The sequence below is a fragment of the Sphingobacterium sp. UBA1498 genome, assembly GCF_002325125.1.
Classification (GTDB): domain Bacteria; phylum Bacteroidota; class Bacteroidia; order Sphingobacteriales; family Sphingobacteriaceae; genus Sphingobacterium.
The window spans coordinates 117,913-138,130 of sequence record NZ_DCRG01000005.1; the positions used below are offsets into that span (position 1 = coordinate 117,913).

The window sequence follows — 20,218 nt, forward strand, 5'->3', positions numbered from 1 at the left end:
GATTAAAAATTAAACATTGTGCCGAATGTGAAGCTTCGTGTAGAAGGATAGCGCCCTAAAACGTCAACCCCAGGATCCAGACCATATCTATTGACTTCTGGATCGATTCCTTTATATCCAGTAATCGTCCAAAGGTTATTGGTAGAAAAATAAAAACGCATGGACTTGAAAAATTTATCTTTCACTTTGTGATTGAAGCCCAATGTCAAGTTATCTATTTTCCAGAAGTCTCCCTTCTCAACAAAATAATCCACGTATTGAAGTTCCTGCTGATCACTCAGTACTTTTCCGTATTTAGGCTGGTAAGCATCAGCTAATAAATTCCCTCTAGTGAGGCTGACGGGAACCTCATAAAACATCCGCGGCATATTTAGGATATCATAGGAAAATGCGCCTCTCATGGTAATATTCAGGTCAAAACTTTTATATACGAATTGATTGTCCCAGCTCAATAGATGTTTGGGTAGGCCATTACCAATTTTTTGTCTATCATCATCTGTTTGATTTAGAATCGACTTGGAATTTCCCTGTCTATCTAAGATTAGCCAGCGGCCATCGTCATCGACGCCAACGGTTTTAAATCCCCAAAAATTGCCCATTTCACCACCTTCGTAGATACGGTGTGTATTCTTTTGAATAGGTTCGCCTGTCCATCCTGCATCGATAAAGCCTGTATGAACCTGAAATTGAGCATTTGATAGCGACACCAGTTTATTTTTATTCGTTGAATAGTTGATCGTCGAATTCCATGTGAAGCTTTCTTTACGAATTGGGTTTGCAGAAATCTGAACTTCAAGCCCTTTATTTTCCATGGTACCTGCATTTGCCACCATGTTATCATATAAATACGGTGGCATAGGAACGTTATACTGCCATAACATATCTTTAGTGGTACGCTTATAATAGTCAATACTTCCTTTAATCCTATTGTTCAATACACCATAATCCAGACCGATATTCCATTCTTCTTTTTTCTCCCAGCGAAGGTCAGGGTTGGCGTTGGATGATGGTTTGATCGTTGGAATCCAACCTCCCACTGTATAAAAGTTATCTCCGGTATTCAATTTTCTCAATGACATATAGGGATCATTGGGAACAGTCCCCGTAACCCCAAAGCCAGCACGAAATTTCAAATTAGTGAAGGTATCATTGCCTTTCATGAAATATTCATTCAAAGGATTCCAGCTGACCGATACCCCAGGAAAACTACCCCATTTGTGATTTTTGCCAAACTTACTGGACCCTTCATGACGGAGGCTGGCAGATATGAAATATCTATTGTCAAAATTATAATTTAAGCGGCCGAAAAATCCAATAAGAAGGTTTTCATTTTTTAGCGAGTTTTCGCCAGCCTCACCCCTGCGTAAAGCAGCACCTGCACCCATGTTATTATAAGAATATTGGTCGGAAGGGAAATCCCAATTATTCATATAATAATCCTCATATTGGTCCTTTTGATAAGAATATCCGGCTAAGGCTGTAATATGATGGGCTCCGAAATTTTGCTGATATTGCGTCGTTAATTCCAAAAGATCCTCTGTCTTTCTTGAAGTACCGCGAGAAGCATATCCATTTCTTTTGTTACGTATATTAGAAATATGTTTTTTCGACTCTGAATATCCCCGGGTTTCGTTTAAGACGGTACGCGAAAGCAGCCCGCGAATAAATAAAGGTTTTATCGGAGTCAATGTGACTGAACCAAAAGTACGGACCTGGCTGCTCTTATTTTTTCCATCGCTTTCATATATCGCGGCTAATGGATTCATGTAGCCATTCATAACGGGATGTTCTACCCAATTTCCATTATCGTCTTTCACACGGTCTGTTGGATTACCTATTAAAGCGTTTCTGTAGATATCACCATTGAAACTATTCCCATCTCCCAGGGCCTGAAAATCTTGCTGCCTTCCCATAATGTTGAAGTTGAATTTCAGCAGGTTGTCAAACATCGCGTGGTTTGCCTCCAACCTTGTTGTTATAACGTGGTTGTCGGAACGTTTTATGATACCTTCAGCTGAGCGGTAATTAAAATTGGCAATATAATTTGATGCTGTTGTACCACCATATAAATTCGCGTTTGTAACCGAAGTAACTGGTTTGCGCAAAACCTCGTCCAACCAGTCTACGGAATACCCATAATCGATCGCTCCAGGTTTTTTCTGCTCGACCAACTCACGGTATTGTTCAGCGTTCATCATATTTAAACGTCTCTGGATCGTTTGGGTACTTATGTACGACTGGATTTCAGCACCTGACTGTACACCTCTTACTTTGTTGGTTGTTACCAAAATAACGCCATTGTTCCCACGGGTTCCATAGATCGCTGCAGCAGAACCGTCCTTAAGCACGTCAATGCTTTCAATGTCCTCCGGGGCAACAGTATTCAGATCACCGGGAACTCCGTCAATGATAACTAGTGGAGTCGAACCAGACAATAATGTTCCTACACCACGTAGACTTACCTGGGAATTGCTTGTAGGGTTTCCATTGGGAACAGTAACGCCCAGTCCAGCAACTTTACCCTGAAGAAGCTGCGCGGCATCCTGCACGGCACCTTTTATGAACGATTCCTTTTTTACACTCGAAATCGCCGAGGTAATTTCGCTACGGCGCTGAGCGCCATAACCAATAACGACAACCTCGTCCAAAGTAGCTTGCTTTGCCGAGAGGCGTATCAAAAGACTGTTGGAACGGTTTGCTTTAACGATGAAACCCATAATTGAATCAGGTTGAAAACCTACATGGCGAATAAATAGATTGTACTTATCATCAGTAGATAAATTATTGAACTCAAAAATGCCTTTGTCATTTGATGAAACAACAGCTTTGGTCTTTGACTTAACGCTAATTGCCTCGATTGTTGCGTTACTGATAGCTTCACCTGATGAAGAAAGCACTTTTCCTATAGCTGCGGCTTTAGTCTGCGCCATAGATCGAAAACCGGTGATCAGGAGAATGAAAAAAAATAGATAATAGGTTTTTTTTTGCATGGAAATTCCATTAAGATAGTTTATAATCAGTTAATTAAGGTTATATATTAAGTATTTATTGCTATTCGAGATATATGATATGCGAATCGCTTCGGTATGTGCATCCGTTCGTTTCGCAGAAACTTTCGAGTAAAATTTTTAGATCTTCATTGTACAATACTGATCCCGTAAAATTTCCGTTTAGGATTGATGAACGCTTTATAATAATCTGCACATTATAAATACGCTCAATAAGATCAACAAAATCCACATTATCTAGTCCGTTTAGTTTAATATGGTCATTTGTCCATTCACTGATACCTTGGGAAGCACTTTTCTTAGCCAGTCTACTTTCTTCGGCCCAACTGTTTTTTAATAATTCAGTATTCTTGGCGACACGCTCATAGGTCAATGTTTGTCTATCTATGAGAACTCTACCGTTTTTATCTAGAATGATTGGTTTGATAAGACGTCCAACATCCTGTATCCAAACTTTTCCCTGGCTAAGGTCTATTGACAAACTCCTATTCCTCGCTTCATGAATCGTAAATACAGTCCCCAACACCTTTGTTTCTATATTCTCATATCGTGTTATAAATGGATTCTCATTATTAGGAGTTATTGAATACTTGACTTTCCCATAAAGCTGTTTAACGAACCGTTTTTTCAAAAAGCTTTTTTTGTAAGAAATTCTTGCCTGCGGCCAGAGTAGCAATGTCGAATTATCTGGTAACGTTATCAATTTATATGTATTGTCTTGATTATTGACAACATACTCAGGGTCATCTTTGATGGATAATGTCGGAGCTTTTAATGAGAATTTCCAAATAAAGAATGAAAAAGTTCCAACGAGCAGAACTGCAGCAACCCCTTTCAAATAGGTAAATCCGACACCACTTTTTAAAAATGGAAAACTTCGGTAAATACGTCTTTTAGTAAAACTGGATTTAGAAAGTAGCTCATATTCTTGTAAATCCTCAAATATTTTAATGCGATCCAGCTCGTGTTCATTTTTTTCAAAATAGGCCGCCAGTTCCTCAGTTTCCTTGAGGTTGCACTTGTTTGAAAAAAATTGTTCAATCAACTTCTCGTCCATTTTACGGTTTATAATCAGTATTTTTAAAATAAATACGTTTACAAATTGAATATTACGTACCCTAACTTTTTTTTATTTGAGAAAGTTTCACTTTTTAAGATTCGCTTCTATTAAATCATCCTAGGGAAATTGCTGGAGATGGATTAAAATAAATATGAAAGCCAATATTTTCCGCAATTGTTTCAATGCTTTATAGATATGCGTATCGACTGTTCTGACCGATATTCCCAGCTTTGAGGCAATTTCCTTGTGACTATAACCTTCAATATAGGCTAAATGAAATACCTTTCGTCGCACTTCTGGAAGTTTGTCAATCGCATGTAGTAAAGAATCTCTAAGATCAATCGATAATTCTTCGATAGGTATAGTCTGCTGATACCGTATATTATCCATCAATTCTCTATTTCGTGCTTCTTTCCGCAGCCAGTCTATATAAGTTTGTTTTCCTTTTCTAAACAACTGGATTTCAATAGCAATCTCCGGATTAAAACTCTCTCGGTATTTCCAGAATCTTATAAATGTAAGTTGCACCAAGTCCTGAGATACGATATCCGATTGTGTTTTTTTATAGAATCCAGAGTACAAAATGTCGTAATATTCGTAAAAGATACTTTTGAAACCTGTCTCGTCAATCTGTGTTATCATTTGGACTGTACTAAAAAATTTTATTCCTATTGCTCTTATCTATATTAAAAATTTAGAGCTATTAAATTATTTCCCTAATGTCGTGTTTAAAAAATGTAGTTACTCCAGATCTTTTTGGTCACTTTAAATAGACGCACACGATCTTCTGATGTTTATTTTCTCTATAATCGGAAACGTAGCGGCAGCTGGATATAATCAGTCATTCTAGCTATATATACGTTCACAATTTAAAATTTACGTACTTGCGCAAAAATTATATTAAAATTTATTGAGTGGCGTATATGAGACTAAAATATTATTTACTTTTTACAGATTTAAGCTGTAGCGCTATCAGAAAGTTTGGAGGAAAAGTTCTATCTTCCATAGCTTTGCCTTATTCTGCTTATTGTCTTCCTGGACATGCCGAGATAAGAGGCTACCATGTGCAAGGGTACCCTATTGAAAACATGGGGATTGGTTTGCAAAAAACGGGCATATCGTTCTTCTGGAGTTTCACTAATAATGCTGAGAATCCTATTCTGGCTAGCATCAGAACATTGAACTTCCCAGTTGTCTTTAAGCATTCGCAGGTTTGGAATATCGTTACACAAAAGATCCAGGTCTTCTTTTGTTATAAGAATCAGCTCGCAGTCTTCTAGCGCCTCAATAAAACACTTGGAAGGCTTACCCGCATGGTAGCTTTCATAATCACTTAACCAGTAATTTTCAATAGCAAATCGAAGAATGTGTTCGGTCCCGCTTTTGCTTAGATGAAACATCCGGAGGCATCCACTAACCACAAAACAGTTATAACGAGCAATTTCACCTTCTTGCAAAAGATACTGTCGCCTACGGAGTTTGCGGGGAATTATTACTTTTTCTATTCTTTGCAATTCCAGATCATTTAACCCGGTTTTTTTAAGGTAATCGATAAAGGCCTGATGCATATAATAACTTTTTATAAAGTTATTCAAATTCCTATAAACAGAAGAACGGTTTCCAAACCTTTTGATGAATGAAAAAAAAGACGGCCATAAAACCGTCTCTTATTAGATGTAAAATAATTACTTCGAAATACTGGAAATTCCACCGTCCACAATAATTTCTGTTCCTAACATATAAGCGGATTTTACCGATGCCAGGAACACGGCAACATTTCCGATATCCTCGGTCTGCCCAATCCTACCCATGGGAATATTGCTCGACCAAAGCTCTTTGACGCTGCTGATATGCTCTGCGGGCACCATCTTATTTATGACCGGGGTATCAATTATCCCCGGTGAGATTACATTCACTCTGATCTTTCTTTCTAAAAGATCCAGAGAAAAACCTCTGGCAAAAGAGATTACTCCTGATTTGGCTGCTGCATAAAGTGACATGTCTGATGAAGCCTGATGAGCAGCAACAGATCCAATAAGTATCACTGAAGCGCCATCTTTGAGAAAAGGTAAGGCCTTTTGCACCGTGAAGTAAACGCTTTTTAGATTTAGATCCATGAATTTATCATAGCTATCTTCTGACGTTGAAGTCACTGGACCCATCTTAGCCCCCTGCGCCATTCCTCCAGCGTTGACGACAAGAACGTCGATTTTTCCGAAGCGCTCGAAAGCTTTCTGAAAAATCATTTCTAAATCATCCGCTTCAGTGACGTCACCTGTAATCCCCGTAAAAACGCTCCCCAACGTGTCTAATGCCTCCTTCATCGTCTCACTGTTCCGGCCCACAATTGCTCCTAATGCCCCTTCGTTTTTGAACGCTTTGGCAATGCCAAAACCAATTCCACTGTTTCCTCCGGTAATAACTGCTACTTTGTCTTGTAATTCCATTGTTTTAAAATTTTGTTGAAACAAAGTTCTGTAGTTTAGAAAACGAAAACGGAGACATTTGACGCAAAATCCACTTAACTGATTTATAGAAGAACAATTTCTGATCATATGATCATATGAATTCCTAACGTGTTGGATAGCAATCATTCATTTTATCAGCAAAGCGCAATATTTTGGGTTTGCTTACCAATAATTTGGGTTTGATATCACAATATCTTGCGACCAAAAACCCAAAACATCGTATCCAAAATCCCAACATTTACCAGAAAATGTCGTGCAACTTTGTAATAGCAGGTCGGATAAAGCAGGTCAGCATCCTAAAGCTTGGTTGAAGCAAGTCAAGGTACCGCTAAGCGATATCCGAAATGCCCAATAAAAAACACGATTATGAGACAGTACAAAAGAAAATTTGCGCTATTCCGGCAATGTCGTTAAGCAGCAAGGCTAACCAGGAAATCCGTCTGTTAGGTGCAGGTGGCTCCGCAGAAAAACAAACAAAAGATGCAACAGCACAATATAAGCGCTTATGAAGAAGCACATCAATACATACAAATATCAACAGGATCAGCCGGCAAGCTCTCCTAAACGCGGTAGTTCAATCCGCTCGGGTGCACGCTGGATCTATCGTCGCTTACCTGATGTGATCATTTATGGCTATGCCTTTATCTACATGTACACGGGGTGGGCTAAGTTTGTGAACATGGCCGCCTTTATCAAGGGTAATAGCAAGATCCCCTATCTAGGTCAGTACGCGAAATTGATCGGCTATGGCATCCCCTCGTTGGAGATTGTGCTTGCGATCCTATTGGTTATCCCGGTGTATTGGATTAAGCGGGCTGCCCTATGGGCTTCGACTGTATTGATGATTTTATTCACTGTTTACCTCAGCTTGATGGTCAAATTTGTGGAGCATAAGCTTTGTCACTGTGGTGGTGTAATCGAATCGATGGGCTGGAAAACGCATATCGCCTTTAATATCATCTGGGTGATAGCGGGAATCTTTGCCCTAGTAAAAACAAAAGTTAAACATTCTAAAATTTAAACCCATGGAAAGAATTAAAAATTATGGGAAATTGCTACTGGGTGTAGCAACAATAGGCGGCGCAATATTGACGCAGTCTTTTACAGAACGATTGACACCTCCTTCTGGAGAATATGTTCTAATCGAAGGAACGTGGGAACCAAAGGCAAACTATCCGCTTGGAGATTGTTTGGATAATCCTTCGGTAACTTGTTCCTATGACAAAATCGGCAGTGCACCAGGGCCGATGAACGATGAGTTCAGAAATCCTGCAAATTTCCAGACTGCAGATCACGGGCAGTTTGATACCAACGAATAATTGGTAACATCGTGTTGAGTGAAGGGGCCTGACAGCTGTCAGGCCCCTTTTAGTCATTTATCCCTGCTATTAAGTCAAGAAAAGCCTTGTTATTCTCCTCGGTTCCAACCCGCGGTACATGAGTCTCCACGATCCGCATTTCCCTATCTATAATAACCTGCCGTGGATAAGACATTACATTAAAAAACTTCACCAACGGATGCGATGATTTTTTTCCCATGGTATATAAGCTCACATCTGATGTATCTGTGTAAGCGCCTGTACGAACAGATTTTTTCCAATTTTCAAAGTCTGGGTCTATGGAAACGTTCACAAAAATGAGATCCTTCCTCGACTTTAAGGTTTCCTTAATCGGTTTCATATTCTCATTTAAAACGCGGCAATTACCACAGCCCGTGTACCAAAAATCAAGAACAATAGTTTTTCCGGCAAAGTCAGCAAAGTGAACGATGTTACCTAATGTATCTTGCAATGTAAAATTCGGCATTTCGGCACCATAGGCAATATTTTTTAAGAAATTTTGAATTGCTTTTTTATATTTAGTTCCCGTAATCTGATTCACAATTTCTTGTCTTTGGACACTATCTATTTTGGAATAATTTCTATAGAAATGTCGATACAATACGCGATCCATAAATGCATTGTTGATCGCTTTTCCCTCCCACTCTTTAGTAAATACGTGTTCTAGCCAATTTTGGAACTTCATTATTTCCACAAAATACAACTGCATTTCATTTGCATAGAGCGCGTTTCTGTCTGAAACCCCATTTAATCGGGTATCCCGCTCCATATAGCTTTCCAACAGTTGCAGTTTGTTCATTTTCAATTCGGGATATTTATGACTAAGCCGATAAAATTCCATAAACAGGTGCTTCAGCAGTGTCTGTTCGGTTCTACCAATGATATTTAACTTTATCAGGCTGTACAATGGACTATCCAAAACAGCCTTATATCCGTTTAAAATCAATAGTTGACTATCCCTCTTCGCATAGTTATATTGCAATAAGGACGATAATTTATCGTACAAAACTGGAGGTAGCCGTTTTTGCCTGGGTGATGACAGCGTGTGTACTACCGACTTGTCCAATAAAAAAACTGTATTCTCTATTTTGGATAGTTTATATTGTAAGTCAAATTTTTCTGCTCCCTTTCCACTAAACAACAATCCCTTAGTTCCAGTATATGAGATTATAATATCATCACCCGGACATACCAGATAATCATATAAGTCCAATTTATTGCTATTATTATCATCCTTTACTTGTAGTGTGACGTAACGAAATTCCATCCCTTTATCGAAAGGAATAGTATACGAATTCCTATTCCTTGAAGCGGTATCTTTTTCTAACGGTGTATAATTGACAAACTCAAAATTATCTTCTACCCAATAACATTGTAGGCTTTTAAGCAATTCGTTGTTTGCTTTTACCGTAATTGTTGCAGGCTGTGCAAACAAGCTGCTTATTGCACTTACAATAGTGCAAAATGAAGCCAAAAAATATCTAGTCGTTATTTTCATGTATATTATTTAGTTAATGTGATTATTTCTTGCGGGATAACAGGAAAGCTGTATCGCGCATCATTTGGAGGCAGCATATATTCTTTGCCTGCCAACTTCCTTACTAGGGTTATCGCAAACTTAGTATCCTTGTTGAGTCTTCTTAGGTCTTCCCAACGGCAACTGCCTGTAAAGAGCAACTCCTTATTTCTTTCCTCTAAAATGCGCTGCAACAGCTCTTCGGATGTCTCATTCGTGGGAGCTACATAGTCTTTATATCGCTTGGTACAGAGCTTATTCAGCACATCTCCCGCTTCTTGCCAACGACCGATCCGGACCAGGCATTCAGCATTTATAAGCATTATCTCGTTCGTTGCCAAGCCCGAAAAAAGACCTACCGTACCTGTATATCGCCCTTTGAAAGACTTTGTACCATCAGCGTTCGGCCTGAAGAAGGCTGCTTTACGCAGATCGTTATCTCGATATTTAGCAAATAATGCTTCATTTATTCGCAGATTGCCAAAGGATAGTAAGGTATAACTAATGGGGCCCGCATAGAAAATGATCTCTTTATTGCCGACATCAAGCGTGGGGAAAGGTAACGTAGCCGATGTGTTTAATGTAGCGAAGTCTAGCAATTCCGTTTGACTATTTAGATATTCCTCAGTATAAGTCAATGCCTGATCGTACTTTTCCATCAATAGATAAACCTTGGCAAGCATGGCAAGAGCTCCCAATTTGGATGGACGAGTCTTATGCACGGGCGTTAATGGCAGCAAATCAACCGAAGCTTTCAGATCAGTAACCACCTGCTCATAACACCCCTCTACAGTGCCAAAACTCCCTTCATTTTCAATGTCCGATACAAATCGCTGCGGAAGGGCGCAAGGTTCATTTGCCCCTTCCTGATAAGGCTTTGCATAAAGCTGTAATAGTTGGTAATAATGGAAGCCGCGGTAAAATAGCGCAGATCCGCGAACATGATCTCTTCCTACACTTGATGTCGTCAATTTATCCATTCCTTCCAATGCGATATTAGCATAGGCAATAGCGCGAAAAGGCACCGTCCAATCTCCGGTGCCGACACCAATAGCACCTTCATAGATATCTTTTTTCCAGATGTACGCATTACGCTCCGCCTGCAGGCCAGCAGTCAATGCCATATTTTCCAGTAAATGAATATTATCCGAGGCAATTATACTTAGTCCAGGGGTTGTGTTCATCACCGTTGTATTATCCAATAAGGATTGGTAATCCGCAACAGTGCTCAGGATCACATCACTATTTTTTGATTTCACATCTAACCAGTCATCCATTTTTTTGCAGGAACAGCATAGACAGATGAAGAGCAGATAAAGCATATTTTTTTTCATAATGATTATTTAAGTCTTAGAATTGGATACGTGCGCCCAGGGAATAGGTTCTAGGTGCAGGAAAGGCTCCGAAAAAGTCGTTCACCTCAGGATCAATGCCCCATTTATTCTTTCGCCAGACAATACCGATATTATCTATGTAGCCATAGAGCTCAAGTTTAATCTGCCGGAATCTAAACCTATACGATAAGGAGATATCCTGAAAACGGACATGATCTCCGGGCAATACCAAGTCTTCTGAATTTTGATAAAAGGTATTACGGTTTACATTTACCGGATAAACTAAAGCGGGCATTGACGTTTTAATTTCGGGATGCGCAGGATCAAATGCCAACAAATAGTCCGCATTTGGATCGCCAAGTACTTCTGTTAAATTGGTGCTACTACTTTTCTTGCGAAAGAAGAACCCTGCTTTAAACAGTATATTTGCTGACAGCGACCAATTTCGATAAGAAAAGTTGTTGCGGACAGAACCAAAATAAGTAGGCCTACTACTGCCGTGATAAATAACATTATCCATTGTATTACTGGCGATGATACCTGTATAATCTTTGCTTACGTCGCCATTCAGGTAACCACGGGGATCACCATGTTCGTCGAGTCCGGCAGAGCGGTAACTATAGACCCCGTACAGCGAATTTCCTTCTTTGATGTATAACCCATAACGAGCGGGACCGTCTATAGCAGACGAATTGGACACTAAGTATTGCGTTAAATATTCTTCACTAAAAGAAATCACCTTGTCCTTTATGAAGCTCCATAAAAACACCGTACTCCATTCAAAACTACCTTTAAGATTGATGGTATTCAACTGAACGTCCATGCCTCTATTGCGTACAGCTGCTGCATTTCCCTTGTAACTTTCAAACCCAGTTGATGGTCGCAAAAGGATTTCCTGAATCAGATCCATGCCGTCCTTTTGAAATAACTCTACCGAACCGGAGATACGGTCACCTTTTGAGGCGAACTGCAAGGCGAGATTTATATTACGAACACGCTCCCAACGTAACGATGGGTTGGGCGGATTCTGAATTGTGGCCTGCTGAAAGCCGTTGAGTGCATTTCTATTAAAGCTTGCAATCAGATAGGCCGCTTGATTGTAAGAGTTACCGTTAAAACCATATGTCAAACGAAGTTTGAGCGTTGGCAAAAAGGTTGATTTATAGAACTTCTCTTTGGCAATATCATAGAGCAAGCCCATTGACCAGAGGGGCACAAACTTATCGTTTGTACGAACCCCATAGAGGTTTGCGCCATCTTTGCGCGCCGAAGCTGAAAAGGTATAGCGACCTCGGTATTGATACGCTCCATTGAAAAAATAAGAGATAAAGCGGCGGGTACTCAAGTTTATATTTCCCATACCATCATCAATAAGCTGCGATCCCAATCCTGAAGGGTTGACAGGATAGTATTGATTAAAATTCAGATTCCCCAAGACGGTGCCGGTCTCAGCATCGTAACCATAATAGCGACCAGCGCTTGCATACAATGCAGATGATTTTACTTCTGTTCCGACAAGCGCATTAAGCTGATGTTTCGAAGACCAGGACTTATTTAATACAGCATTCAGTCTAAAATTATAAGCCTCCATCCTGTCTTGGCTATAATCAAGAATGTCGGCATCGGGAATGGGATAACTTATTGAGGTACTGCTTACCTGAGTAAAACGGTTGACAAGATTGCGGACATAGTAACTATTTTTATTCTTCAAATCTTCATAGTCACCCTGTTGCCGTTCGTATTGGAACAAAGAGGAAATCGAAAGCCAATCGTTGGGATCATAGATCAGTTGTCCTTTCAGAATAGTATTTAGCCGTTTCAGCTGTGTGTCTTTCAAACCCTTCTCGTCCAAGGGTCGAAGTCTCCAATCTTTAAAACCCTTTGCTTCCATACTCGTTAGATATCCATCCCTATGGCCACTGGGCACGATAGCTGCCCCACCCTCGTCATCTACTACGGATACATAAGGAAAAGTAGCCCCGTAACTATAGCCGTATTGTTGCTTCGTATGTGCGAATAATATCGCGGGAGCAAAAGAAAGATTGGGCAATAGTTTAAACTGTGGGGACATATTGACTGTCCACCTAGTCAGACTTCCATGTTGTACTGTTTCCCTGTTATCGTCGAATCCTACCGAAAAGTAATTATTAGATTTGACGCCGCCCGATCGGATACCCAGGGCATATTGACTTTTGACCGACTGCTGATAAAAATACTGCGCAGTCTCTTTGCGCTTATCTACTTGTTCAAAGCGCTTGCGCGTGGATTGCAGTTCCTCATCAGACAAATTACCGGAGCGATGGCGGTCCAATAGTTCCACGTAGGGGCTGACGACGGGATAAGTGGTTGCATTGATGAGCATATCGTCGTAGTATCCCTGATCAAACAGCTGCTTTTCAATCGCCATATAGTCTCCGCTTGAAATAAAATTGCGACTATACTTTAAGTTTGGCTTTGATCCAATCACGGTAGCTGTATTGAAATCAACCTGTGTTGTTTCTTTAAATGCAGCCTTTTTGGTGGTTATTACAATCACACCATTTCCAGAGCGAGCGCCCCATATAGAAGCTGCAGCAGCATCACGCAGGACTGTAATACTTTCTATATCATTGGGATTGATCTGATCTAAGCTCCCCTCAAAAGGGAAATTGTCTAAAATAATTAATGGGTCGGCGCTTACATTATTATCGATTGTAGATCGTCCACGAATTGCTATCCCTGTCTGCTCATTGGGTGGCAGCAGACCGCCAGATCCACCAGAAGACCGATTGAAATTTACGCCACTCGTCACTCCTTCTAGCCGATCGATAATATTGGTGCTTACGCGCCTATTCAATAGTGCGTTATCCACCTGCACAAAACTTCCTGTGACTCGTTCTTTTGGAATCTTTTGGTAGCCGGTACTCACCACCTCCACTTCGTTCAATTGATTCTCCAATGGTATTAATTTAACAGCCATTGATACTCCTGCGACATAGGATAGCTCTAAGCGACTGAATCCCATATGGGAAAATGTAACAGTACCTTTAGGATTTGAGACGTGTAGTGAAAAGGAACCATCAACTTTAGTAGAACCTCTACCCTTTTCGCCTTCGACGCGGATGGATACACCTTGGATCGGTTTACCGTCAATAGACGATACGACGGTACCACTGATGGAGATCAACCCTTCCGCCCCGCTGTCCTTGCGGGGCGTTTGAGCTAATAAACTAAACATATGAACTATAAGGAACAGGATTAGAATTGCCCTTATATGAAACATTCCTTTTGAGGTCTTAGGCATCGGTATAAGGGTACATGCCGACGTGATCTGCCGAAGACTATATACTATACAACTGAGGGAGTACTTTTTATCCCACGCGTGCTGCACTTTTTTTAAATTATTTTTTACAGCATCTTTTACGGATGCTTGGTGGGCTACCTTATCCAATAAGGCAGCCATCAGATTTGATCTTTGTTTCATCTGCTTATTGTTAAAGGTTATTCGCCAAGGCGTTTAAAAATGTCGTGAATTCGCTTTGTCATCGCGAGTTCTTGTCTCGTTATCTGGGTGGTGTCAGCATCAGAAATATCGATATTATCGATTCCAATGGCATTGGTATGGGCGATGAAATAGGCTATCACCAAGCGAAACAAATCCGCTGTAAAAACCTGTTTGTGGCTGACTACATAAATTTCGTTCATGTAATTGGTATCGGTATGGTTCTTTAGCAATAGATCGAGTGTTCGCTGAATACTGATGAGGTCGTATTTGACCCAAAATTCTTCAATTTTTTGAACAGGGTCGTACCCTTCATCGTGTATTTCATATAAAGCGAGGTCTAGCGCTATTAAGTTTCTATATTTTTGGTTCATTTATAGGTTCAATAAAGATGACTTCAGCCCTACTCCATATTTTGAAAAGAGCATAGCTTCCCCATTTGCAAATTTTTTGCATTAAAAAAGGGTTGTCATTTGCAGTTTATTTTAAAAACTACATGTATAACAAATAAAAAATTAACGAATCCGCAAAACGCCAAAAAGTTAGTTACAAGTCATCAATAGGGGTCGTTATGGCGCTTCCTCTCGGAAAGAATAAAAAAAACCGATCTATAATATAGATTTACAATACAGAATTATAGTTTTTAAATTTGCTGTTTAAAAATAAAAATGCTACATTTAAGGTGTCTAAAGTCTCGTAAGAGCAATTTTATTAATTACACAAAATTAAAGGGTGTAGTGTGTCTTATACAGATCGGGAAACCTAGTCTAAGGGCCTTGCTAGTGCATACCGATTCGGCACGAACTATAATGCGGATGCCGCTATACCCTATTTTGGTTTATATTGTTTAACCTGATTATTCTGGAGCCCGAATAATCTTACTAATTAGAATTAAATTGGAAAACCGAATACTTACTTCCTTGAGGTAAGTCTGGCATTTTTGGCGGTGTTTAAATCGTTTTGTCATAATCGTTTTGGTTATAAAAACGATGTGCTCAAAGCGAAAGGATACTCCAATTGGTAAAAAAACCAATAGGGCGAACCTTGCTGCTAATATGGTTGAGGGAAACCGGCAGGAAACCCTTTAGCAGATTAATCTACAAGAGATTTTTCTACTTCACCTCCAAAAAGACTTATGCAAAGCTCGCCCTATTGGCTATTAATTATCGATAAAGATATAAATAATCCAATAGAATGGCGAACTCGCAGTCTTCTCGTAGGTAAAATTTTGCCGGTTTTCTCAAACGAGAGACATCGTTAGTGTGGTTAATACCTACACTTATTGTCGCTATTATAAAACAAATATAAACAATCATTTCCATTTTTCAAAATATATAAAAAAATGGAAGTCGCTTTATTTTAACAATATGAATATACCTTTAATTTTTCTTAGGAATGTTGAAGCTGCGAGAAAGCATTTGGGACTTTCTGTGAATGATTTAGACAATCTACTTCAACAAAAAAATATCAAATATTCATTATTAAAGAAGAGAGTCTCAATAGAAGCTGCCTACCATATATCTAAAATATTTAATAGAATTATCGAGGACTTCATCAATGATAACTTCAATCCATTTGAGTTAAATACTGTAAATATTGAAACTCAAGAATATATAGAACGTAATTTAGTTAATCAAAATACGGGTGTAATAACCAAATTTATCAACTCTTATGTTATAATTGTTATAAAAAATTTCCCTAAGGGCACTCAGTTTATAAACTCCGATATAATACCCCAACTACCGCCGAACTTAAACTTAGAAACTTCTATTGACTGGACAAGTGGTTTATTAAAAGGATTAGTAAAAAACACTAATACTTTTAGAAAATCTGAAAATGACAAAGATCCAAGACATCGTGGTGAAGCGGTCTACGAATTAATTATGGAAGTCCCTGAGCATACTATAATCAAAGCTAATAAAAAGGTGGATGCTCAATGGCTAAAGGAATTTGAGGAAAAACTAAATAGAGGATAAAATGACAAAGAAAGTATCTGGCGTAAGTATGGGACAGGTTGATTTTGGAATTATACCGATAGAGGGATTTTCCGGTGGTATTTGGGAAACCGACGAAATAATAGTTAGCGGTAATGAAACAGACAACTTTTGCTATGTCCTTCTATTTCCTTCAGATGAAGACGGCCATTCTTCTGGGTGCAGTGAAAGTAAATTTCAACTTTGTTTTGCTTTTGCCGGACATTTACATCAATGGAAATTTGAGAAAAATACTATTGTCTATTATTTCATAATTGGCAATAGCATCGTTCCTAACTTACCGGCTTTGTCTCATCCGTCAATTCATCTCTTAAGACAGTTTCCATCTATAAATCTAACCAATTTTGAATTCGATAAAGTGAAATATGAATTTACTAGAATTCACGAAGAAATGAATAGGCTTGATATGCTTGAAAGAATTATTTGTCTACGTATAGATATCATTTTTGATGAGACATACAGGTTTATTGAGAAAAGGTATGCGAATAATACAAATGCTTAACACATTAAAACAAAAATACATTAACAAATAAACTAAAAACTATGTTATCAATCGGATTATTAATGTACGTTATTTACGGAGGATTTATTGCCATCTGTCTTTTCGGGCTGTATCTTGTTCTATCAAGTCTCCTCGACAGATACCTAATAGCGAAACGCGATCACACCGCAGCACTGCGCGAACAAAATGAAATTTTAAGAGATATTGTGAAAGCTGTTAAACCTAGCGACAATAATTTCCCACCTCCTCCCAATGTATAACTTGATTTAAATATTCAATGAATTACGTTGTCATCACCGAAAACGATGTATCGCAATGGAACGATAATACGGGGAGAGAATATCATTTTCCTAAACGTTATTTAAAATATTTGACAAAAGGGACGGTCGTCATTTACTATAAAGGTGGAATGAAAGATTCTTCATTTGCTTCAAAGCGAATGACTCGTCATCCTCATTATTTTGGAATTGCAGAGATTGGAGAACTTAAGCAAGATAACAGTTCAGAGAAAAGCGATTATTATGCCGATATAATTAATTTCAAACCCTTCTCCTATCCTGTTTTAGCTAAACAAAATGGAAAATTTATTGAGACAATCCCAACCTCAAGACTTAGTAATTATTGGCGTGATGGGGTTCGTCCTATTGATGAAGAAACATTTAAAAACATAGTTACTCTATCAGATATTAACCATTTCAATGCGACCAACGATAGTGAGCAAGAAATCTCTGAATCCTTTACCAGCGCAGAAGGTAAACTCAAATTGGTTTACTCTACGAAATATGAAAGAGATGTTAGGCTTCGTGAAAAAGCCATAGAAATACATGGGTTAAATTGCATGGGCTGTGGATTCAATTTCGAAAACGCTTATGGAGAATGGGGAGCAGGATTTATACATGTACATCACTCCAAACCATTATCTAATGGTGAAGGTGAACGGGAGGTAAATCCCCGAACGGATATGATTGTCCTATGTCCCAACTGCCATTCCATGATTCACAGACGACGAAATAAGACATTAAGCTTGGATGAATTACTTCAATTATTAAAAACCAAAACTATCAACTAATTGATCATGGCTATAACTAAAGTTGTTTGTGGCATTTTATTCAAAGATGATCTCGTTCTGATCTGTCGAAGAAAACCAGAGAAGTCGCTAGGTGGTTATTGGGAATTTCCTGGAGGCAAGGTTGAGGATGGTGAATCGTATGAAGAATCTTTGCTCCGCGAATTGATTGAAGAACTCAACTTGAAGGTCGAAATTAAACAACACTTTTTCGATACTGTACATCATTACGATAAAGGTGCTATCGAATTAATCTCGTTTATCTGTGAGACTGAAAATATACCGTTTGAGTCTACCGACCATGATCTACTCTACTGGGTAAAAGTTGATGATCTATTAAACTGGAAGCTTGCTCCCGCCGATATTCCAATTGCGAGAGCTTTGATTGAAGAAAAAGGAAAATAATAGATAAGAAAGAAAGTCTTAAAATAATATTGTCACTCTTTTTTAGATATAAAAGTCATGATTTATTAAAAAAAACATCAAAAAGAACAAGAAAGATAACAAATATTCCTAGAGCAATTGGTCTGGTATACCAATATGAAGGTTGTCCGAACTTTTTCATAATAAATCCAAGTACAATGCAAAAAATAGCTATAAAAAAACCCGATGCTTGATTATCATTCATATGCTAAAAATAAGTAAAAGAATTGACACACTAGAAAACAGTACAAATAATCCAAGAGAATACCAAGACAAAAAATATGTCTACAAAATTCCAAATTAACGATCCAAGTCTCGAATCTCAATGGCGAGCAATCATCTTATTTGGCAGAAACTCTGCAACGTATAAATTTGCTTTTGCTAAGTCAATTATTGAGCTATTGCCTTATGGCAAATCGTCGTTGTCATTGGAAGATTTAGCAGTGCCCTTCTCTAAGAATATTGTTGAACATCTTCAGAAAAGTGATAAGCAGGGTAATTCTTCTTCTAGCAAGTTCCTGAATACCTGTAGGGATTTTATTGCTGGACGGATTAGTGAAGATCAGTTGGTCCAAACTACAATTAAATACGGTTTTGTGAATGTTGTCGATGCGTTTCAAAATGTAAATGGCGACATTATCAAAGATCGATTTTACCAAAAGAACTATGCTGACAGTAAGAAAGAGATCATTCTTACAGACAATATCTATAAGCTTAAAGAGACTCTACAATTTATCAATTTGGAGCAGGAAGTTGATGCACGTTGGAATCTGGTTGAAACGGCTTGGAATCTCCAAATAAATACCAATCTACTGGAAGTAAAACACGATTCGCTTAAACAGGAATTGTTCGTTGATTCATTTATGCGTCGGATTGATATCACTTCTGTCAGAGATGCATTAAACGGTTACCAAAAAGGGAAGTGTTTCTACTCCTACCAAGATATATTTGTAAACAAAGGATCGGAAAACATCTGTGAAGTGGACCACTTTCTACCACATCTTAATAAAAAAGCTCATATTGCCGAGGAAGCAAATATTAATGGCGTCTGGAATTTGGTTTTGGCTGATCCAAAGATCAATGGTGACAAGAGTTCGCGGGTACCACACCGACGATACTTAGAACGGTTGTATAACCGAAATGAGTTCTACATCGAAAGTAAACACCCTCTTGCCGAAACTATTATAAATCAAACAGGCAAGACAAAAGAAAAAAGACGTATCTTTCTGCAAGCACAGTATAATCTAGCACTTTCCTATTCCATTCACGAATGGGAACCCTGGATTGAACTGCCAGGAAATTTTTAGCCATGAGTAGCATTAAAAACTTTTTAGAACTTCCAACCGATAAACAAATCGGAGAAACACAACATTTCTTCCTTATACGTGATGGATTTCCTGTTAGCCCAGGCCACACGCTTATAATAAGCAAGAAACTTCGTGTGGATTATTTCGAGCTGACTCCTCTAGAAAAAGCTGACTTAGATAACGCCATTGGATTGGCTCGATATTTAGTAGAATCTGAGTTTAATCCTGACGGTTACAATATCGGTATGAATTGCGGTGAATCCGCCGGGCAAACAGTTTTTCATTTTCATTGCCACTTAATTCCGCGTTATTCTGGCGACATGGAAAATCCTAGAGGTGGTGTTAGGCATGTGATTCCGAGTAAGGGAAGTTATTAATGGTAAAAGTATTAAATTCCGAGCTATATTATTAAAGCTCCTTTTGACGATCACAACATTAGAAACAAAAGTGAGATCGAAGAGAAAGACATATTTAAAAGAAAACTTAAAGACCATACAATATAAATTTATGAACATCTTAGTCGTCAATATTAAATAAACGGAGAATAGATTATTAGAGCAGGAAATGCCAACCCCACTTTATATAGCATGCGATGTTGACTCACCTTGTAGACGTGCGGCCACAATGATGCGTTTAGCCTCCATGAGTGAGGTCTAGATTCCGATAAATACATCATGTTTATTGGCTAAATACCACGCTTAGACGTGCAACCTTTATCC

General features: G+C 38.7%; 18 protein-coding genes. 9 read left to right on the top strand and 9 right to left on the bottom strand.

Features of this window, described 5'->3' with window-relative positions; all coding sequences use genetic code 11:
* Positions 1-2: 2 nt before the first annotated feature.
* The 5 genes from B3139_RS05400 to B3139_RS05420 all read right to left on the bottom strand — a co-directional run bounded on the left by B3139_RS05400 (position 3) and on the right by B3139_RS05420 (position 6,515).
* Positions 3-2,990, bottom strand: coding sequence for a SusC/RagA family TonB-linked outer membrane protein (locus tag B3139_RS05400; protein WP_293880557.1), 2,988 nt, complete (start codon positions 2,988-2,990; stop codon positions 3-5).
* 61 nt (positions 2,991-3,051) lie between these two features.
* Positions 3,052-4,065, bottom strand: a complete 1,014-nt coding sequence (locus B3139_RS05405) for a FecR family protein (RefSeq protein ID WP_293880559.1) — start codon at positions 4,063-4,065, stop codon at positions 3,052-3,054.
* A gap of 120 nt (positions 4,066-4,185) precedes the next feature.
* Positions 4,186-4,710, bottom strand: a complete 525-nt coding sequence (locus tag B3139_RS05410) for an RNA polymerase sigma factor (protein WP_293880561.1) — start codon at positions 4,708-4,710, stop codon at positions 4,186-4,188.
* Between the two features lie 353 nt (positions 4,711-5,063).
* A complete protein-coding gene (locus tag B3139_RS05415; protein WP_293880563.1) occupies positions 5,064-5,636 on the bottom strand; it encodes a Crp/Fnr family transcriptional regulator in 573 nt (190 codons plus the stop codon).
* A gap of 117 nt (positions 5,637-5,753) precedes the next feature.
* Entirely contained in the window at positions 5,754-6,515 is a 762-nt protein-coding gene (locus B3139_RS05420; protein WP_293880565.1) for an SDR family NAD(P)-dependent oxidoreductase, read from the bottom strand.
* Positions 6,516-6,880: 365 nt separating this feature from the next.
* Between B3139_RS05420 and B3139_RS05425 the strand changes: the two genes are divergently transcribed.
* The 3 genes from B3139_RS05425 to B3139_RS05435 are packed head-to-tail and all read left to right on the top strand — an operon-like array spanning position 6,881 to position 7,855.
* On the top strand, positions 6,881-7,045 hold the full coding sequence (locus tag B3139_RS05425; protein WP_293880567.1) for a hypothetical protein: 165 nt from the start codon (positions 6,881-6,883) through the stop codon (positions 7,043-7,045).
* Positions 7,042-7,557 (top strand): MauE/DoxX family redox-associated membrane protein, encoded by a 516-nt coding sequence (locus tag B3139_RS05430; protein WP_293880569.1) that lies wholly within the window; start codon positions 7,042-7,044, stop codon positions 7,555-7,557. The genes B3139_RS05425 and B3139_RS05430 overlap by 4 nt, the downstream gene beginning before the upstream one ends.
* 4 nt (positions 7,558-7,561) lie before the next feature.
* Positions 7,562-7,855 carry a hypothetical protein gene (locus B3139_RS05435; RefSeq protein ID WP_293880571.1) on the top strand — a complete coding sequence of 98 codons (294 nt, stop codon included), beginning with the start codon at positions 7,562-7,564 and terminating at the stop codon, positions 7,853-7,855.
* Between the two features lie 49 nt (positions 7,856-7,904).
* Here the strand turns inward: B3139_RS05435 and B3139_RS05440 are convergent, their stop codons facing one another.
* From B3139_RS05440 to B3139_RS05455, 4 genes are read right to left on the bottom strand one after another with little or no spacing between them, the layout of a single operon-like run.
* The gene (locus tag B3139_RS05440; RefSeq protein ID WP_293880573.1) at positions 7,905-9,374 is read right to left on the bottom strand and encodes a TlpA family protein disulfide reductase; all 1,470 of its coding nucleotides are present in this window, start codon (positions 9,372-9,374) and stop codon (positions 7,905-7,907) included.
* A 5-nt stretch (positions 9,375-9,379) separates the two neighbouring features.
* The gene (locus tag B3139_RS05445; RefSeq protein WP_293880575.1) at positions 9,380-10,726 is read right to left on the bottom strand and encodes a RagB/SusD family nutrient uptake outer membrane protein; all 1,347 of its coding nucleotides are present in this window, start codon (positions 10,724-10,726) and stop codon (positions 9,380-9,382) included.
* 16 nt (positions 10,727-10,742) lie between these two features.
* Positions 10,743-14,189, bottom strand: coding sequence for a SusC/RagA family TonB-linked outer membrane protein (locus B3139_RS05450; RefSeq protein ID WP_293880577.1), 3,447 nt, complete (start codon positions 14,187-14,189; stop codon positions 10,743-10,745).
* 17 nt (positions 14,190-14,206) lie between these two features.
* Positions 14,207-14,581 (bottom strand): hypothetical protein, encoded by a 375-nt coding sequence (locus tag B3139_RS05455; RefSeq protein WP_293880579.1) that lies wholly within the window; start codon positions 14,579-14,581, stop codon positions 14,207-14,209.
* A 993-nt stretch (positions 14,582-15,574) separates the two neighbouring features.
* Between B3139_RS05455 and B3139_RS05460 the strand changes: the two genes are divergently transcribed.
* The 6 genes from B3139_RS05460 (at position 15,575) to B3139_RS05485 (ending at position 19,876) form a co-directional block, all read left to right on the top strand.
* A complete protein-coding gene (locus B3139_RS05460) occupies positions 15,575-16,183 on the top strand; it encodes a hypothetical protein (RefSeq protein WP_293880581.1) in 609 nt (202 codons plus the stop codon).
* Between the two features lies 1 nt (position 16,184).
* Positions 16,185-16,703, top strand: coding sequence for a hypothetical protein (locus tag B3139_RS05465; RefSeq protein WP_293880583.1), 519 nt, complete (start codon positions 16,185-16,187; stop codon positions 16,701-16,703).
* Positions 16,704-16,980: 277 nt separating this feature from the next.
* Positions 16,981-17,772 (top strand): HNH endonuclease, encoded by a 792-nt coding sequence (locus B3139_RS05470; protein ID WP_293880585.1) that lies wholly within the window; start codon positions 16,981-16,983, stop codon positions 17,770-17,772.
* A 6-nt stretch (positions 17,773-17,778) separates the two neighbouring features.
* The gene (locus B3139_RS05475) at positions 17,779-18,174 is read left to right on the top strand and encodes a (deoxy)nucleoside triphosphate pyrophosphohydrolase (RefSeq protein ID WP_293880587.1); all 396 of its coding nucleotides are present in this window, start codon (positions 17,779-17,781) and stop codon (positions 18,172-18,174) included.
* Positions 18,175-18,473: 299 nt separating this feature from the next.
* Positions 18,474-19,499, top strand: coding sequence for an HNH endonuclease domain-containing protein (locus B3139_RS05480; RefSeq protein ID WP_293880589.1), 1,026 nt, complete (start codon positions 18,474-18,476; stop codon positions 19,497-19,499).
* A gap of 2 nt (positions 19,500-19,501) precedes the next feature.
* Positions 19,502-19,876 carry an HIT family protein gene (locus tag B3139_RS05485; RefSeq protein ID WP_293880591.1) on the top strand — a complete coding sequence of 125 codons (375 nt, stop codon included), beginning with the start codon at positions 19,502-19,504 and terminating at the stop codon, positions 19,874-19,876.
* Positions 19,877-20,218: the final 342 nt, after the last annotated feature.

Excerpts from the sequence above, each read along its gene's own strand:
- B3139_RS05430 (WP_293880569.1), top strand. The coding sequence starts at position 7,042 with ATGAAGAAGCACATCAATACATACAAATATCAACAGGATCAGCCGGCA.
- B3139_RS05420 (WP_293880565.1), bottom strand. The coding sequence starts at position 6,515 with ATGGAATTACAAGACAAAGTAGCAGTTATTACCGGAGGAAACAGTGGA.
- B3139_RS05480 (WP_293880589.1), top strand. The coding sequence starts at position 18,474 with ATGTCTACAAAATTCCAAATTAACGATCCAAGTCTCGAATCTCAATGG.
- B3139_RS05485 (WP_293880591.1), top strand. The coding sequence starts at position 19,502 with ATGAGTAGCATTAAAAACTTTTTAGAACTTCCAACCGATAAACAAATC.
- B3139_RS05470 (WP_293880585.1), top strand. The coding sequence starts at position 16,981 with ATGAATTACGTTGTCATCACCGAAAACGATGTATCGCAATGGAACGAT.
- B3139_RS05405 (WP_293880559.1), bottom strand. The coding sequence starts at position 4,065 with ATGGACGAGAAGTTGATTGAACAATTTTTTTCAAACAAGTGCAACCTC.
- B3139_RS05465 (WP_293880583.1), top strand. The coding sequence starts at position 16,185 with ATGACAAAGAAAGTATCTGGCGTAAGTATGGGACAGGTTGATTTTGGA.
- B3139_RS05415 (WP_293880563.1), bottom strand. The coding sequence starts at position 5,636 with ATGCATCAGGCCTTTATCGATTACCTTAAAAAAACCGGGTTAAATGAT.
- B3139_RS05450 (WP_293880577.1), bottom strand. The coding sequence starts at position 14,189 with ATGAAACAAAGATCAAATCTGATGGCTGCCTTATTGGATAAGGTAGCC.
- B3139_RS05445 (WP_293880575.1), bottom strand. The coding sequence starts at position 10,726 with ATGAAAAAAAATATGCTTTATCTGCTCTTCATCTGTCTATGCTGTTCC.
- B3139_RS05440 (WP_293880573.1), bottom strand. The coding sequence starts at position 9,374 with ATGAAAATAACGACTAGATATTTTTTGGCTTCATTTTGCACTATTGTA.
- B3139_RS05455 (WP_293880579.1), bottom strand. The coding sequence starts at position 14,581 with ATGAACCAAAAATATAGAAACTTAATAGCGCTAGACCTCGCTTTATAT.
- B3139_RS05435 (WP_293880571.1), top strand. The coding sequence starts at position 7,562 with ATGGAAAGAATTAAAAATTATGGGAAATTGCTACTGGGTGTAGCAACA.
- B3139_RS05475 (WP_293880587.1), top strand. The coding sequence starts at position 17,779 with ATGGCTATAACTAAAGTTGTTTGTGGCATTTTATTCAAAGATGATCTC.
- B3139_RS05410 (WP_293880561.1), bottom strand. The coding sequence starts at position 4,710 with ATGATAACACAGATTGACGAGACAGGTTTCAAAAGTATCTTTTACGAA.
- B3139_RS05460 (WP_293880581.1), top strand. The coding sequence starts at position 15,575 with ATGAATATACCTTTAATTTTTCTTAGGAATGTTGAAGCTGCGAGAAAG.
- B3139_RS05400 (WP_293880557.1), bottom strand. The coding sequence starts at position 2,990 with ATGCAAAAAAAAACCTATTATCTATTTTTTTTCATTCTCCTGATCACC.
- B3139_RS05425 (WP_293880567.1), top strand. The coding sequence starts at position 6,881 with ATGCCCAATAAAAAACACGATTATGAGACAGTACAAAAGAAAATTTGC.